The organism is Microbulbifer maximicatervae (SeqCode) (genome assembly GCF_052468295.1).
The window spans coordinates 1,715,186-1,731,563 of sequence record NZ_CP174340.1; the positions used below are offsets into that span (position 1 = coordinate 1,715,186).

Sequence of the window (16,378 nt, forward strand, 5' to 3'; positions counted from 1 at the left end):
GGGCACTGACACGTGTCAGTGCGTAAGTTTTCAGGGGTAAGGTACCAGCCTTGCGTCCATGAGGAGAGCTCCACCAGCTTCGATGCCTCCAGCTGGACCTGTATCCGCTAACCCACTGAAATACAAAGAAACTTCCTATTTGGCGTCAACCCGTAATTGCACGTTAAGTGCAAAATACCAGCGCCCACGAGCCCGGTATTCAGTGCCGCGAATTATTGGCATATCTGCCCGGGTTACCGCAAAAATGAGAGTAAGAGAACACCACCTGCGGCGCGGCCCCCCCGCCCTGTCCAGGGTTGCCCCTGCCGACCTTAAAGTAGCGAAAAAGCCCCGCAATCAGTTGACCAAATAAAGCCATCATCGCCTCAGCCTCCATAAGAAATGAGAATTTCCACGAGAGTACCGCAGACAAATTGAACTTGCAGAAATAGCCCCTAACCTTGAAATCAACTTAAAATCCGCACGCAAAATCGCCAGCTGTTAACTTGACTTTCAAGTTATAACTCGACTGCAAAACTGTTGGGTAGAGGGTTGTAGCATTTGCAGGCTGGCAGCTCCGGCGAAAAAATTGGGGCATTGACACGTGTCAGTGTGATAGTTTTTAGGTTATCGGTTAGGAGCCTGCGGCAGCTAAACTCGGCCTGAGTACCGTTTCATGAAGCTGGTAAAGTTTCGTTAGCCAATATAGAAAGCCCTGAGCTTTTCTCTCTAATAGGTGGCTGTGTAGTGGTCAACTATTTCCGGATAGTAAGTTAAATTTTTCTTCCGCTTTTGCGGGAGGTAATCCGTCATTGCGTTGGTGGGGACGCTCCCAGTTGTAGTAAGTCATCAAGTAATGGCTGATGTCTCGGCTCGCTTCTGTGATAGAGGTGTAACCGCGAGAGGGTATCCATTCTCTATGAGCCATAAAACTTGGATCTATGACTCATTTACCGGTCGTTTTGTGAGTCATAGCCCTTTCGGTCCCTAACTGCGACAACTTATGGGGGGACGAACACGCCAACTTATGGGTGCACACTCACTCTATCCGAAGCTTGCTTTCCATGCCTTGCTAGGCAGTATGATATAAAATCGGATAATCAGGGGGTTCAGCTCAAGCGTAGAAAACTCAGAAAGGGGGTTTACTACCACCATGCTGGCCGTATAGACCGGTGCGAGCGGAAATGACTTAAGTGTTACATTTATGGGCATTTTGACAGTCACACCTGCTCCCTTTAAAAGCATTTGCGGAATACTGCGTGGATCATTCCTATTGCGTCAAGTATTGGTCAAAATGATTTAGAGAGGCCTATGCGTAGGCAATTCCGGATAATTAAACGTGGTATTAAAGCGTCTGGCATACCAGCCTGGCGGGCAACTTAAGATAACAAGCGCATTTAGGCTATGGTAGTCTTTCTGTATAAGATGCCAGAATTAATTCTACACCAATACCAAATAATTACTGCTAGTGATGAAGAGGACTCCAATCAATACGGGCAGTAAACGAGTACCGAATGAGATTGACAGCTCAAGGCTAGATTCCAGATATTACTTCGACGCCACATGATAAAGGTCTTATGACATGGAATATCATCATATTAAATACGAGCAAATTGGCCCTGTAGCCATCGTTACTTTTAACCGTCCAGAGGTTAAGAACTGTATTGGTACTCGCGCTCACCGTGAGCTGGTGGATGCATTCGATCGCTTTCGTACCGATGACGGAGCAAAAGTTGCGGTAATCACCGGTGCTGGCGATTCTGCATTTTGTGCAGGGGGTGATTTGAAAAGCAATCTTGCTGCAACTGAACCCACCAATCACCCCGATCCTGACGTGGCTGTTTTATGTCCTGTAGAACCCGCTGATATTGCCCGACATAATCGAGGTGAAGCTCCAGGTATTATCGGTCCATCCCGCTGGACCGATATTTATAAGCCTATCATTGCGGCTGTGAACGGAATTGCTTATGCGGGTGGCTTTGAGTGGGCATGTTTTGCTGATATGCGGATTGTAGAAGAACACGCATCCTTTGGAATGACTTGTCGTCGTTGGAATATCGGCTTAGCCGATGGTGGTACTCAGCGTTTGCCGCGTATTGTTGGTATGGGGCGAGCGCTGGAGTTAATCATCACGGGAAAAGTTATTAATGCTGAAGAAGCTTATCGCATTGGATTGGCCAACGAAGTGGTGCCAAAGGGAGCCGCATTAGGTCGTGCCGTTGAGTTAGCACAGTATATCTCTACCCTTCCCCAGCCAGCGATTCACTCTGATAAAGAAGCCGCCATTCGTGGTTATGGAAAGGATCTTGATGAAGGTCTACGAATTGAGGCTGAGTGCTTCAACCGATTATTCAGCGACTCTGAATCCAGAGCAGAGCTATCCGAAGGCTTGAGGCGCTTTAACGAGCGCGATCATCCTGACCGAGTGCGAGGACAAGCCAAAACGCCCGGCATTATTCGTAGCGAAATGGAGTAATTGTAATAAGCCAAAAGAAGGCTGTATTCAAGAGGATATATTGTTTAGGGGCTTAGGGAACCTCTGAATAATTCTGAGTCAATTTGGTAATATTCACCTACCCATCAAGACTACGATGAATTATGCACCAAGTCACCTTTGCCGAAGCAGAATATAAGCTAAAGCGCCGTATAACTCGCCGAGAGAAGTTTCTTTCTCAAATGGAAACCCTCATTCCATGGCAGCGACTAGAAGCTCAGATCACTCCTTGTTACCCACAAGGCAAACGTGGCCGACAGCCATATCCATTGAGTGTCATGCTTCGTATTCATTGCATGCAGCTATTTTACAATCTCAGTGATCCCGCTATGGAAGATGCACTGTATGAAATTGAATCCATGCGTAGTTTTGCTGGATTGACTTTGAGTAACCCAATTCCCGATGAAACAACGATTCTTAACTTTCGCCACTTACTGGAGCTCAATCAGCTAGGTGCAGCTCTTTTTGATGAAATCAACAAACATCTTGCTGAGAATGGCATGGTACTGCGTGAAGGCACGATTGTAGATGCCACTATTATCTCTGCGCCAACTTCAACTAAGAATGAAAAGAAAGAACGTGATCCGGAAATGCATCAAACAAAGAAAGGCAATCAGTGGCATTTTGGAATGAAAATGCATATCGGGGTTGATGATGTGCTTGGAGTAATACATAGCATAGATACAACATCAGCGAATTCGCATGATGTCACAACAACAGAGCGAGTTCTCCACGGGGAGGAGAAAAGAATCTGGGGAGACTCTGGGTACATTGGTGCGGAGAAACGTGAAGAGTTGAAAGACCGGGAGGCGGATTGGTATATAGCAATGAAGCCGAGCAAGCTAAAAACTCTTCCAGGGCGTGATGCACTTCGTAAAGCGGAAAAGATCAAGGCGCAGATAAGAGCGAAGGTTGAGCACCCCTTCCGCTACATCAAACGGGTATTTGGTTATGACAAGGTCCGCTATCGGGGACTGCTAAAGAATACTGAGAGGCTGTGCTTACTGGCAGGCTTTACCAACTTATTAATAGGGAGAAAATACTTGGCTGCCTAGGGGTGGTTCGCCTGAAACCCGCCTACTGAGGGTTTCAGATGAAAAATTAGGGGACTATTACGCGAAAATTACACATTTGTGCGTAATAAAGTGAATTTTTCAAGCAGTTTAGCTTAATTCTAGAAAAATGCTTCGTTGATCAGAGGGTCCTTAGATACCACGAATATATCTCGGACAATGTAGTAGAGGCCCATAGTGGCTATATGGGCCTCATTACTTTGGTGAATCAGTGGGGTTCTTATCTGTAGTAGTTCAGACTTGATCTGGACAGCCGCCCTCTTCCCAAGGCCCAGTCTTGATTGGACGCATGAATCGGATACATGTTGTTTATTTGCTGTTACGCTCAACCATTTGAATCCATATCCTTACTCCAAGCCATTGGCAAAAACGCATCATCGAGACTGACATTCAGATTGTGGGTAGAGTAATTCGAGAGTACTTTTAGGCTAGTTCCAACTATCACCTCTAGAACCGTCTCTTTCGTATAACCTGCTGCAAGAAACGCCTCAACTTCCTCTTCTGTAGCCCATCCACGTTTCTCATTGATAATGACACTGAATGCTCGGAGCGCTTCGAGTTTAGGGTCATCGAGTGTTTTACCGCTACGCAGAGCCTTGATTACATTTTCATCTACACCGGCCATTTTGCAAACTGCGGTATGCGCAGCCATGCAGTAGGTGCAACCGTTTAGGCGGCTGTTTGTCATCAGGATTATCTCTCGCTCCGTTTCGCTCAAGCGAGATTTATCGAATAATCCCATAAGTGTTAGGTAGCTCTCCACCATTACAGGTGATTCGGCCATGGTTGCCATTAGATTGGGTACAAATCCCATTTTCTTTTTAGCGGCTTCTAGAGTGGGCTTAGAGGCTTCTGGTGCTGTTTCAATTGTGTAACGTGTAAAATTGACCATGAGTCTTACCATATAAGTTGGGTTTTACGGTGCTCGATATCGATTTACATTGAGTGCTTCCACCTCTTTGGCGCTAGTCAGCGCTAAAGAGGTGGAGGTGTTTACATACTATGCAGTTGTAGACTGACTGAGCTTTTCAAGTACGGGAAATAAGTCGCTGGGTTCGGGGCGACGTGTATAGTCAGGATTCACCTCCGCATATGCGATTGTTCCATCGGTATCTATGACATATCTTGCAGGCATAGGTAAGTTCCACGCGCCGTCACGATGGATGGTCGGGAGTTCGACTTTGAACACCTTGTGGAACTCAATTACATAAGGTTGTAATGTCCAGCGGATACCAAACTCTTCAGCAAGCTTTCCACTTTGATCAGTCAGAATTGGGAAGCTTAGCTTGTTATCCCTCTGAGATTTGCGGCTTTCAGCGGGCCCTTGCATGGAAATAGCAACCAGGGTTGCGCCACGCGCTTTGATCTCTGCAGCAACTTCTTCTAACGCTTGCAGCTCAATATTGCAGTACGGGCACCACACGCCTCGATAGAACGTTAGAATAACGGGCCCTTTGGCAAGGAGTTCTTCCAGGACAAGGTCGTTACCTTCTGAATCTGGCAATGTAAAGTATGGGACTTTCTCCCCTACTTTAATCGAACGTTCAACTTGGCCACTAGCAGCCAATTCCCTGGATGATCTGGCAAAGGCTTCAAATGCTCCTTCCGGGGCCTGTTGTTTAAATACTTCTTTGAAAGCATCTAGTTTGTCTTGAAGAGACATAACCTATTCCTCTAATGGTTTAAAGTTTGGAAGCGCGAGCTTTGGGTAAGCCTTCGATGTGACCTGGCTAATTCTCCAATTGGTCTCTATGCAGGTACTTACGCCAAACCACTATTGGGAAGATTAGTTACTTTGATTTGCGCTATAAACATGCTATTTTGATACTCATTGTATCCATTGGGGACACAATCTGTGTTTCAACAAGCCCATTTGAACGAAATAGTTGTATTTATTGCTGTTGCCGAACATGGAAGCTTTACAAAAGCGGCGGCATCATTGAACTCAACCAAATCAGGCGCTGGTAAGGCAGTGAAGAAGCTTGAGGAGGAATTGGGTCTTAAGCTATTCAACAGAACCACACGAAGTATCAGGCTGACAGAAGAAGGCAAAATATTTCTAGATGCCGCAAAACATGCGTTAGAAACAATCAATGAGGCCAGGCTTTTACTGCATGCCAGGAAGGATGAGCCTGCTGGACGATTGCGTATCAATTTGCCAATAGGCATAGGCCGAACTATTGTCAGTGCTTTGAAGGGGTTCACGCAGTTGCATCCCAAGGTTACGGTCGAGGTCTCTCTTTCAGACAGTCTAGAGGACGCTATTAGAGGTGAATGGGATGTCGTCGTGAGGATTGGTGAACTGGAAGATAGTTCTTTTATCGCAAAAAAAATATGTGAAACCAGACGTATCCTGTGCGCTTCACCTGAATATCTTTCACAAAAGGGTATGCCAAAGACTTTGGAAGATTTAAAGGAGCATGATTCTCTTGTTTTCCGTGCACCTACAGGAAAATTGAGAGGCTGGTTGTTCCAAGAAGATGGAGGCCCAATTACTGAATTTTCCCCCTCACCGCTAGCAATATTCAGAGATGGACGAACTCTGATTGACGCAGTGGTAGCCGGTATGGGAATAGCTCAGGTATATGATAAAGCGCTTGGCTTTTCTGTTCAAAATAGTGAAGTTGTTGAGTTATTCCCAGAGAAAGCAGTTCCAGGACCGCCTGTTAGCGCACTGATTCCCAGTGGTCGAGCGATGCCGGCAAAGACCAGAGTCTTTATCGAGTTTCTAAAAAAGGAACTGAGTTAAGCCCCGGATTACTAGGTGGACTAGGAGCAACCTAAATTCCAACTAGTGCTGTTTCTATTGTTCTTTACTGCCCAGCTCTCGATAGTTGGCGGTTCTTTACTGTTGCAAGGCTTCAAAGTTCGATATTACTCTCTGTAACATCCGATATTAATTAATGTATCTTTGAACCCAGGCTCCAATAACATTACCGACATATTCAGCATCTGCTTTTTTCATAAGCAAATGATCGGCTTTGTCTAAAGAAATAAAACTTTTAGGATGGTTCGCAGCAGCGAATATTTTCGCCGCATGCTCAATTGAAACAGTGCTGTCTAGTGGTGAATGCATTACTAGCAGCGCTTTCCTTAATTCCTTAAGGTTAACCAAGACGTCTGCTTCATTTATATCATCAATGAATTGCTTCTTTAGCGTAAACTCTCGGCCAGCCAGAACCACTCTTGCCTGACCTGTTTTATTGATGCTATCGAGTTCCTCTTTAAACATATGCTGGATGTGTTTAACATCACTTGGGGCAGCTATAGTAACAACAGCTTTAGCTGTCTTTATCATACCAGCGGCTTTCAAAACGGCAGCACCTCCAAAACTATGCCCAATTAACAATTTTGGTGCCTCGAAGCGGTTTTCGATTTCACTGTAAGCACTAAGTAAATCTTCAACATTGGATGAAAAATTAGTATTGGAAAAATCTCCATCACTATTACCCAATCCAGTGAAGTCAAACCTTAATACTGATATTCCTTTACTCGTTAATGACTTACAAATATTGCTTGCTGCAATAATATCTTTTGAGCAAGTAAAGCAATGTGCAAAAATTGCATAAGCCTTTGGGATTCCAGCAGATTCTTCTAACTTACCCTTTAATTCTACGCCATCACGATTTGGGAAGTTAAACTCCATGACGTTCTCCAATTTCAATTACTTATAGAATACTCTAATCTCAACAAGGAAAAACCCCTGTCTATCATAGAAAGGGGTATGTGAATATGTGATAGTTTTTTATATGTCAACTGATATAAGGTAGACCTGTATTTGCTTAGGCATCGATAGAATCTTCAGGCTTTATATAATCCATATTGGTTGTTCTAAGGCATTTACTTAATCCAGGTTCAGGCCTGCGACAATATTGCTAGCTAGACAGTTATCTTTCACTCTTCATGGGCCTATCGATAAGCTCTATGAGAGATTGATATTTTACCTCACTAGGCGGTACCTTTGAGAGTTGGGTTAGCATCTAAAGTCTGCGGCTTTGAGCCTTCAAAAACATACAGAAACGTTGTCGGGTCTGGGCGTCTCCGATAATTGTCGGTCTCATCACCGAATATAACCGTACCATCTTCATTCAGTGCTATCACTGTGGCCATAACGGTATCCTTAGGGTACCCAGGCATTCCTGCAGGGGAACCGTCAATATCTTCAATGCCTAGGGCTTTAGCACCCATTAAGTTGTCATCTTGAAGAATTTCAAAATGACCAGGTAGGTCAAGCTTGTCGGCTAACTTCCTTGAGTTATCGTAGCCTTGGTTAGAGATAAACTTTACCTTCACATCATATTGCTTAAGTGTCTCAGCATACTTCTTCACTTCTTTTAACTGGTTCATACAAAATGGGCACCAGTTGGCTCTAAAGAACACTAATAGTGTTTTAGATTCGTCAAAAGAAGTGGAAGACACAGCCGATTTATCTAATCGATTAAAGTTCATTTCAGGCAGTTTTTGGCCTTTTGATATGGCCTTGCTCTTTCTGCGGTTGTAAACGGAGAATGACCAGACATACCAATGAAGGGATACGAAGCCCAGGGCAGCAGCTGCAATAGGAACGTACTGAGACAAGGACATTGGAGCCTGGTTCGAATAAGTTGAATAAGCAACCAGTGCAACTCCTAAAAAGTTAACGGCTTGAATAACTGGCAGCCTTTCTGATGTTCTTGAAATGCTGAACACGTTTGTTAAGACCATCAAGAAAAATGGTAAAGGTAGGGTCGCTAAAAGTGCGCCGACCCAAACCGGATCGCCGCCAGACATATAGATCATGATGCCGGACCCTACTCCGCCAAGCATGTTTAATAGAATCATTGGTAAAATAAGTTTTGCTTTCATTTCAAGCTCCTGAAGCGTTGGGTTAATGTCCAAAACTTGCGATCTATCCTAGTACATCACATTGACTCAATAATTAGTTCAAATAGAGAAATAATGTTGCGAAAACGGATACAATCGGATTTATTTTATCGATCTATTAGTAGTGGCTGGCATGAGTAACTTACACTCAGTTCTAGCAGGATTTTAGTATTTCTTAACAAATAAAGGAGCTAGTAAGCTGGAAGAAGGTGTAAAGATGTAGACAAGATCAGACCACGATCTGACAGATCGTCTTGAATAAGAAGGGTTTACCGGTTTTGATGAAAGTGCCTAAACCTAAAAGCAAAACCAAGGATAAACCCCATGATCCATACTAATGATCGCATCATCAAACATTAACTGCTAGGTGATTTCGATTGCAATACCACTCCAAACGTAACTATGCCTTCCAGCGTTTTGATGACGCAACGTTCGCCATCCAATATCAGCCCTCCAAACTGGTTGATCTTCATTCGGGTTATAATATTTGACTGTGGTCCCATCCTTGGCAACCAGGATATTATGGAAACCCATTTCATGAGCAGACCCAGGGGAAGGGCCTCGAAACATCATAAAAGCGCAATTGTAATAGGTGTCGGTAAGCAAGTTCCTCGGCATTCCCCCATTACTAGCTGGCTGTATGAGATTTGTAAACAACGCATTATAATCAACTCTATTGCCCGGCTGCGCGAATTGAAGGCACATGTCTTTCTGGGTCGCGTCATATAAAATCCGACCGGTACGCCCAGGGCACTGGGTATTCACATAGTTTCGCACACGCATCGGTGAACTATTGTTGGCCGCCACTAAGGGATGGTCGGCACCGTTTGGCATCGGAGGTAGGTCCCCATTCTGCCATTTGATAGCGCGCCACAGAGTGTCTTCCACAAAACTCTGTGGCCTTGGCGCACGGAGATCAAATCCTGACACTGCGATCTCGGTACAGTGAGCGGCGCAAGAATTACCGTTCTGACTCGGTAAAGTTTTAAGATTCAACATCAAAATTTCCTTTTTCGTTGTGCTTGACAGTGAGAGTAGTGAGTCCAATGTACCAATTTGATAGGCAGTAATATATAAAATGGAGTGAAAAATAAGATTACGAGTTATTACGTAACCAGCAGTAAAACCGCGTACTTCCCTTTCCTGATTTAAGGGCCATTTTTTCAATGCCACTTTCAAAGGACTTCGAGACTGAAGCAGCTCTGTCTGAGTAGCAACACAGAGATATAAATTCTTAAATCAATCGCTATAGCAGTTCTACGGTCGTTAGTAACCATAGAAATTTTATTAAAAAAAAGGATAATGTTTTTAATCAGCGTTTTATCCTCCACATCCTTGGCATAATCGTATAAATTTAATAATGCCGTTAGGAAGGGCTATAGATGTTTGGTGTGGCCTCATACACTCCAAACTATTTTTTTATTTATAGATAACGCAGAAGACGGGCCCTTAACTTTTCGGGCCATCCTAATCTTCCATCTACGACAGTTACCAGCTGGAGAATAGCCTCATAAGGACGAGGTTTTCAGGAGTGTAAACTCGCTTTACTAGTGTAAAAAGCTCGGTTATCCCCTGAGCCTCTTTATTCAGCATCACAGGTTATTGGCAGTAGATCTTTTTGAGAATCTAACTGTTCTAACTTTACTGGTTGCTCCACCAGCTCCACCAGCTCCACCAGCTCCATAGTTCTGCTTATCCTCCATTAGGCTCCGTTTGCCCTAAATGCGTTTATCTCTGTTAGTGATCAGCGTATCTATCACAGGAACTTATATGCCTTTCTGATAGTCAAATTTTGCCAACTGAATTCTGGAAAGTTATTGATAGGTTCTGATTGCCATGGAACGACGTGATTTCACAAAATTATTTCTTGGAGCTACCTCTATATTTGCTGTCCCTCGACCACTCATCGCTTTAGATGCTTTATCAAGTCAACCGGTGAATGATGATGATGATTTTCAACGTCTCATTCGCCATCGTATTCTTAAGCAACACGCGGCACATGCAGCAGTTGCAGGTACCCTAAATTTTTCTGATCGTAAAATTTTTACTGTCCGAGTGCCTGAAGCCAAGGATACTTATCAACTAGGGGACGATACGATTTTTGAAATTGCGTCGTTAACTAAGATATTTACGGCCTTGCTATTGGCTGTTGAAGTTGTACATAAGAGAGTGCAACTCGATGATCCTCTCCAGGATTACGTACCAGCCGGTGTAAAAGCTCCAACTTTTGAAGGGCAACAAATCACTCTCGCCGACCTGGCTACCCATGCTGCCTCTCTTCCTCTAAGACCAAATAATCTTGCTGCATCGGCGCCCGATGCGCCCAATAAGTACGCTGGTTACTCCTTTGAGCAGCTCTATAGTGGCTTGCCAAGCTATCATCTGAAAGCTAGCCCGGGTACTCAATTCAGCTATTCAAACCTGGCTTTTGGGCTCTTAGGTCAAGGACTTGCTTTGAAGGAAGGCCGCTCTTTTGCAACGATATTGCGAGAGCGTGTGACGGGACCTTTAGGGCTAAGTGATACCACTTTAGAGGATGATCCCAAGAAGTCTGCTCGGCGAGCTCAAGGCCATGACTTCTATCTCAGCCCGATCGGCCCAACAAGCGATGGGGTGCTCTCGCCGGCTGGCGGTTTACGATCTACAGCCAGCGATCTCCTCACACTTCTAGACTTGTTTATCAACGGTCGAGGCCCTAAGGATTTGGTTGCAGCATCGCGACTAATGCTGTCAATTGATAGGCCGGGAGGCAGTGATATCACTCGTATGGCCCTGGGTTGGCGCAGGACAACCACCAATGGAGAGACTTACTATTGGTCCAATGGCAGCAGTGACGGATCGCGTACATTTATGGGTTTTAACCCAGTGCGGAGAGCGGGTGTTGTTGCCTTGGCAGATACTGCCAGCGGTGAAGGGCTGGATGATATTGGTCATCACTTCTTGAACCCCGAGCAGACAGTATCTACTAAGGTTGTCCCTGTCCCAGACTTCATCACTTTACCAGAGGAGGTGCTTTTGAGAGGTGTCGGGCGCTATGGGCACGGAACAGATGATATTGTCGAAATCAGCCGCGGCTATACAGGTCTTATAGTTTCAGCGGAATATGGAGAATTCGTAATTCGACCGCAATCGTCCACAATCTATGCATCGAAGATGGTTCCAGGGTTGACTATAGAGTTTGAGGAGGGCGATACGAGCCCTGCCCGCTCGTTTATTCTTCGTCAAGGTGGAAAAGCTTATTCCTATAAGCGACTGCCCTAGTTTGAATGGTCAGTTAGTTACTACTGGGGTGGAAGGAAAGAATACATCGCACTCGAGACACGCTGAGAATACATCCTTGTAAGCTCCTAATCGGCACCCATGCCTCATAGGGTCCGAAGCGCGGTGTATCTTTCCTTCTCCCTTTTTAGTAAGTGCAGCCTAGGGGAATATTGGACGAAACAGTTTAACTTATTGATAAATTGAGATTTTTTATGTCAGTCAGATCATTGCTGCAAATTGATTTATCAATACCACATCTTAATTGGGCTGGATTAGGCAGGGTTTCGTAGTGGCCGACGTTCAGTAATTACTAGCCCAGTTAAAAATCAGTAAAAATCAGTTAAAGTGACTCAAAATACTGCGAACTGCCTCAATCCCTCCGCAATATTAATCTATGAGTAATTTCCAGAAGAATTATTGCAAGACACATTAGGAAATTTTAATCCGAGGTGGATTGTTAAGAAGTGCTATTCCTGAATGATTTCAAGAATATTAATGTACAGTCGTGCTAAGTAATATTATATATTCTATTTTGCTCTGGTTTGGCATCAGAGCAGAAACAGTGGATTCCATCGCTGAAAGTAGCAGGAAAAGGCAGGAGAATAATTATGACAAAAATAGTGAGCCGCAGTATCAACCGGGAAGTGAGTTTTACCGTGTTGGTAGAGGATAATTCGCCGATACTTTTTCAAACGAAGGTCAAAAAATCACTCGAAAACTGGCTGGATGAAGCACAGACTATCTTAAAACGAGCGATAGATATGTGCACTGTAGCGATTACATACCCTGATAAGGTTCCTGATAAGTTTAAAAATTTAGTCTCCTACTACTTCGGCCTTCCTATGGATTGCCCGCCACAAAGATATTCAAATTGTGTAAATGCGATACTTCAAAAACTCAGTAAAACCCAGATAGGCTTGAGTGGTGATGTGGAGTGTGCGGATGTAAAAATGATGCCCACCTTGTGTAAGGTTCAATGCTCTACCATATCGACGATAGGATATCCATTTGGTATTGAGGACCCTTCGAAAAATGCGGCCGGGTTTGTGTTTGTGCCCTTTACGGAAAGTTGGGGCAGATCAATTTCAAACTTCTGTAAGTTGTCATGGGCTGGTGGAGGGCAACTTAAGGGAGGGAGCTTTATGAAGCCCAATCAAAACCCTATCTGCTTGAGTTTTAGTAAAATTTGGGAGAAAGGTGAGGTATTCTGCATTGTTACTCTGATCCATGAAGGAACACATAAATATGCGCAAACCGTGGATCATAAATATTTCAATGATGAAGGCATCGCGGATAAATTGGATAAAGCTATTAGTGAAGGTGGCGCTATATGGATGAAGTTCCATCAGGACAGTGGTAAAACCCATGAACAAGCATTCAAGCTTGTTGTACAGCAGGCATTCAATCAGTTACGCGGACAAGATGCAGCGGCAACTCTTATGGCAGAGCTCACTGAGGTGAAAGCGGTGGAAAATGCGGACTCAGTGGCATGGTTTGCGTATGACGTAGCACAATTACCCTCTGAGCAGGAAGTTGGGAGAGTTATAACAGGAATGGTAGGTAAACGAAAAGTACACCCAAGCCTACTTAATCATTAAAGGAAAACCCAGGGGGCAGTCGAATTAATAGAGACGATTACGTTTCCTGCAATTTGGGGTCCTATCCCGAAATCAGAGAACTGTCCCCGGGACCCAAGGGTTTCTATGTTTGGGGTGTAGATGCTCTGGCAAGTCCGTGATTGGTGAAGGATTGGTTGATATTGGTCACCACTTCCCGTACGCCGAGTACACGGTAACAATTTACACTGTTACTACCTAGGATTTTATCGCTGGAATTGGAGAGGTACTTTAGGGAGTTGGCTAACGCGTGCGATGCAGTTGTTACCATCAAAATCAGTCGTGACCATGCCAACCCTATTGTTTCAACGGGATTTGGAAAGTTCGTAATTCGGCGGCAATCGTCCACAATTTATGCATCGAAGGTCGTATCAGCGCTAACTATTGAGGCCAAGTGAGGGGACATGAAGGCTCGCTGTTCGCTTACTCTTATAAGTGTGTATCTCTATTTGGATAAATGCGGCCCGCTAATCGCTAATACCTTGAAAGGAAAGATCAATGCTCTATCCAGAAGTTACGATGTCTAGTAACACAATCCACAACCCGAAAGAACCCCGACACCTTATGCGCGCCAAGATTGTGCCTAGGACAGTGCGTGTGCGTCGTGGTGGCAAGGTGATTGCCGAGAGTAGTAATGCTTTGAGAGTTACAGAACTCGCAAAAGATATGCTCGACCCCGTATTCTATTTCCCAAAAGAAGATGTTCTTGCTCCCCTCTCCCTTATAGAGGGAAAGACAAGCTATTGCCCACTGAAAGGCGATGCCAGCTACTTCTCAATCGATGATAGCGGAGAGGCTATTGCATGGGCCTATGAAGCTGCTTTTGACTTTGCCGGGGTGATCAACGGGCGTATTGCCTTTTATCCGGATCAAGTGGCAATCGAAGAAGTTGGAACTTCATCATGACCCTCTTCCCATAGACTCTTTTAGGTTAATGATACAAACCATGCCTAGAACCTGGTTGCAATAACACTCCGCCCTTTTATAGGCACTTGTAGCGAAGGACCACTCCGCCCATTTCAAGGGTATCTGCCCGCATCAGCTCAAAATTTTTCTGGATGCCGTCAGGCTTGAAGAGAGGTGAACCAGCTCCAAGTACGATAGGTGCTAGGCATATCCGGTACTCGTCTACTAGACCCTCTCTGAGCAGAGTAGCTACAAGATTCGAACTACCAAATACGAAGATATCCCTCTTCCCGGTCTCTTTTTTCAGCGCGCGAACATGTTCGGCCGCCTCGCCTTTCAGTAGACGAGTATTTGACCAATTGGCGGTTTCCAGCGTGCGAGAGATGACGGCTTTTTCAAGCGAGTTCATCATGTCCGCAATCGCCCCAGTTTCGTTTTGCCAATAATCGGCCATCCCTTTATAGGTGCGACATCCGAATAGCAAGGTGCCGATTTCATCACCCTGTCGAAGAGAGAAGGCTTCTAATTCGTCGCCCCACACTGTTGCGTGATGGTCCAATGACCACGGAGCGGTACCTTCAAAGCAGCCGTCCAACGACATCACATTCCAAACCACTAACCGTCTCACAATCTGATCCTCATGTATTTGTCTCTTGTATTGTCTGTTGGGACTGAGCTTGATGAGGGCAGTGTCACTCAGCTTGTTAAGGCCTTGCGCTAGTAGCTCTGGGCTTCCGAGGCGGTTTGGCCATGCGTAGTTCAAATATTCTTTCGCGATATCTATCTGTTACTTCAAACCGAATTTGTCGCAGCTTGAATTGTCGCAATATCGATCTTTCTCATGGTCATCATCGCGGTAAAGGCGCGTTTTGCCTTGTTACGGTCGGGGTTCGTTGTAAGATCGAGTAACAGTTTTGGCGTAATTTGCCACGAATGGCCCCAGCGATCCTTACACCAACCGCAGGCGCTCTCTTGCCCACCGTTATCCACAATCGCATTCCAGTAACGGTCAGTTTCTTCCTGGTTTTCGGTAATAACCATAAAACTGACCGATTCATTCGGAGTAAAATTTGGGCCGCCATTCAGTCCTATAAACTTGCGCCCGAGGACAGTCAATTCAACAGTTAGCTCACTGCCCTCATGGCCGCCGGGGTAGTCAGCGGCAGCCGTATTAACACGGTCGACATGACTGTTGGGAAAAGTTGCTGCGTAGAATTCCGCCGCTTTCTTTGCTTCGCCGTAGTCGAACCAAAGACAGGTAACGAGTTCTGTCATTTTGATATCTCCTTGGGATTTAAACGGGTCGAATACTTACTCTGCTGAAAGGCTCTGGCATTGATAGTTATGTCGGGACATCTGGTGGGCGTTCCAGATCTGATCTTACTGCTGAGCGTATCGGCATAATGTGCGCAGCTTTCCTTGAATACCAAGTCAGTGATGGGCTCCATAACTTTCGAGTTCCTATCTCTGCTTATCTATCCCAAATTGCGCTTAGACTGCCGGCCCTACTCTCGTTGCAGGGAGAAATCGCCAGTCGTGATACTTCCGCCTCGAACATAGGTCACACAAATTACACCGCTATTTGTCGTTATGGCTTGCTGTACATGGAACGCTGTAGGGATCACACCTGAACCGAAAAGATGTTTCCCGTTACCCAGGACCAAAGGAAAAAGCAGTAATTTAAACTGATCAATTAAGTCCGCTTTGAGTAGAGTTTGAATAAAGTCAGCACTGCCTGGAACCAACAAATCAGGGCCATTGCTAGCCTTGATTGCACGAAGCCTCGAGATTGGGTCATTCCCCAGCCACTCGCTGCCTTCCCAAGTAAACTCAGGTTTCGTGCGAGAAGCCACGTATCGTGTTGTACCGTCGATTTTTTTGGCCAGCTGGATTTCACTTTCATCAACACCCTCAGGCGGAGGGTCAGCAGCAACTTTTGGCCAATGCGCAGCGAAAATATTGTGAGTCCGATGGCCAAGTAGTAACTCAAATGGCGCTGCGAACACATTGCCCATGAATTCACCAACACCTTCATCAAAATAGGAAGCTACCCATCCACCAAGCTCAAAGCCCCCTGAAGAGTCCTCTTCCGGGCCGCCAGGGGCCTGCATCACACCATCCAGGCTAATAAACGTGTTTACAATTATTTTTCGCACAAGTTCTTCCCTGTTGGTTCTATTGGCCCA

The 16,378-nt window shown here is 45.1% G+C and carries 13 protein-coding genes and 1 pseudogene; 6 read left to right on the forward strand and 8 right to left on the reverse strand.

The features are described 5' to 3' along the window. Window positions 1-730 precede the first annotated feature (730 nt). Window positions 731-895: pseudogene (locus ACJJIQ_RS07735) on the reverse strand (IS3 family transposase); the annotation flags it as partial. A gap of 666 nt (window positions 896-1,561) precedes the next feature. On the opposite strand from ACJJIQ_RS07735, the gene ACJJIQ_RS07740 reads away from it, so the two are divergent. Both ACJJIQ_RS07740 and ACJJIQ_RS07745 read left to right on the forward strand, forming a co-directional pair. Continuing rightward, the gene (locus ACJJIQ_RS07740) at window positions 1,562-2,455 is read left to right on the forward strand and encodes an enoyl-CoA hydratase/isomerase family protein (protein ID WP_445364221.1); all 894 of its coding nucleotides are present in this window, start codon (window positions 1,562-1,564) and stop codon (window positions 2,453-2,455) included. Window positions 2,456-2,577: 122 nt separating this feature from the next. Then, window positions 2,578-3,528 carry an IS5 family transposase gene (locus tag ACJJIQ_RS07745; RefSeq protein WP_445364222.1) on the forward strand — a complete coding sequence of 317 codons (951 nt, stop codon included), beginning with the start codon at window positions 2,578-2,580 and terminating at the stop codon, window positions 3,526-3,528. A gap of 343 nt (window positions 3,529-3,871) precedes the next feature. Here ACJJIQ_RS07745 and ACJJIQ_RS07750 read toward each other — a convergent pair whose 3' ends face one another. Next, entirely contained in the window at window positions 3,872-4,438 is a 567-nt protein-coding gene (locus ACJJIQ_RS07750; protein WP_282932840.1) for a carboxymuconolactone decarboxylase family protein, read from the reverse strand. Between the two features lie 108 nt (window positions 4,439-4,546). Further along, the gene (locus ACJJIQ_RS07755) at window positions 4,547-5,209 is read right to left on the reverse strand and encodes a peroxiredoxin-like family protein (protein WP_413661991.1); all 663 of its coding nucleotides are present in this window, start codon (window positions 5,207-5,209) and stop codon (window positions 4,547-4,549) included. 192 nt (window positions 5,210-5,401) lie between these two features. Here ACJJIQ_RS07755 and ACJJIQ_RS07760 point away from each other — a divergent pair, with 192 nt between their 5' ends. After that, window positions 5,402-6,295 (forward strand): LysR family transcriptional regulator, encoded by an 894-nt coding sequence (locus ACJJIQ_RS07760; RefSeq protein WP_413661990.1) that lies wholly within the window; start codon window positions 5,402-5,404, stop codon window positions 6,293-6,295. A gap of 147 nt (window positions 6,296-6,442) precedes the next feature. Here ACJJIQ_RS07760 and ACJJIQ_RS07765 read toward each other — a convergent pair whose 3' ends face one another. Beyond that, window positions 6,443-7,192: an alpha/beta hydrolase family protein gene (locus tag ACJJIQ_RS07765; protein ID WP_413661989.1), complete on the reverse strand. Its 750-nt coding sequence runs from the start codon at window positions 7,190-7,192 to the stop codon at window positions 6,443-6,445. 302 nt (window positions 7,193-7,494) lie between these two features. Further along, the gene (locus tag ACJJIQ_RS07770) at window positions 7,495-8,391 is read right to left on the reverse strand and encodes a peroxiredoxin family protein (RefSeq protein ID WP_445364223.1); all 897 of its coding nucleotides are present in this window, start codon (window positions 8,389-8,391) and stop codon (window positions 7,495-7,497) included. Between the two features lie 1,854 nt (window positions 8,392-10,245). Here ACJJIQ_RS07770 and ACJJIQ_RS07775 point away from each other — a divergent pair. From ACJJIQ_RS07775 to ACJJIQ_RS07785, 3 genes are all read left to right on the forward strand, one after another. After that, window positions 10,246-11,670 (forward strand): serine hydrolase domain-containing protein, encoded by a 1,425-nt coding sequence (locus ACJJIQ_RS07775; protein ID WP_445364224.1) that lies wholly within the window; start codon window positions 10,246-10,248, stop codon window positions 11,668-11,670. A 608-nt stretch (window positions 11,671-12,278) separates the two neighbouring features. Further along, window positions 12,279-13,268 (forward strand): hypothetical protein, encoded by a 990-nt coding sequence (locus ACJJIQ_RS07780; protein ID WP_413661984.1) that lies wholly within the window; start codon window positions 12,279-12,281, stop codon window positions 13,266-13,268. A gap of 537 nt (window positions 13,269-13,805) precedes the next feature. Then, a complete protein-coding gene (locus tag ACJJIQ_RS07785) occupies window positions 13,806-14,192 on the forward strand; it encodes a DUF427 domain-containing protein (protein ID WP_445364225.1) in 387 nt (128 codons plus the stop codon). A gap of 76 nt (window positions 14,193-14,268) precedes the next feature. Here the strand turns inward: ACJJIQ_RS07785 and ACJJIQ_RS07790 are convergent, their stop codons facing one another. The 3 genes from ACJJIQ_RS07790 to ACJJIQ_RS07800 all read right to left on the reverse strand — a co-directional run bounded on the left by ACJJIQ_RS07790 (window position 14,269) and on the right by ACJJIQ_RS07800 (window position 16,348). Continuing rightward, window positions 14,269-14,793 carry a dihydrofolate reductase family protein gene (locus ACJJIQ_RS07790; protein WP_445364226.1) on the reverse strand — a complete coding sequence of 175 codons (525 nt, stop codon included), beginning with the start codon at window positions 14,791-14,793 and terminating at the stop codon, window positions 14,269-14,271. Between the two features lie 191 nt (window positions 14,794-14,984). After that, window positions 14,985-15,467 carry a VOC family protein gene (locus tag ACJJIQ_RS07795; RefSeq protein WP_444908264.1) on the reverse strand — a complete coding sequence of 161 codons (483 nt, stop codon included), beginning with the start codon at window positions 15,465-15,467 and terminating at the stop codon, window positions 14,985-14,987. A 230-nt stretch (window positions 15,468-15,697) separates the two neighbouring features. After that, window positions 15,698-16,348 (reverse strand): dihydrofolate reductase family protein, encoded by a 651-nt coding sequence (locus ACJJIQ_RS07800; RefSeq protein WP_444908265.1) that lies wholly within the window; start codon window positions 16,346-16,348, stop codon window positions 15,698-15,700. Between the last annotated feature and the right edge of the window lie 30 nt (window positions 16,349-16,378).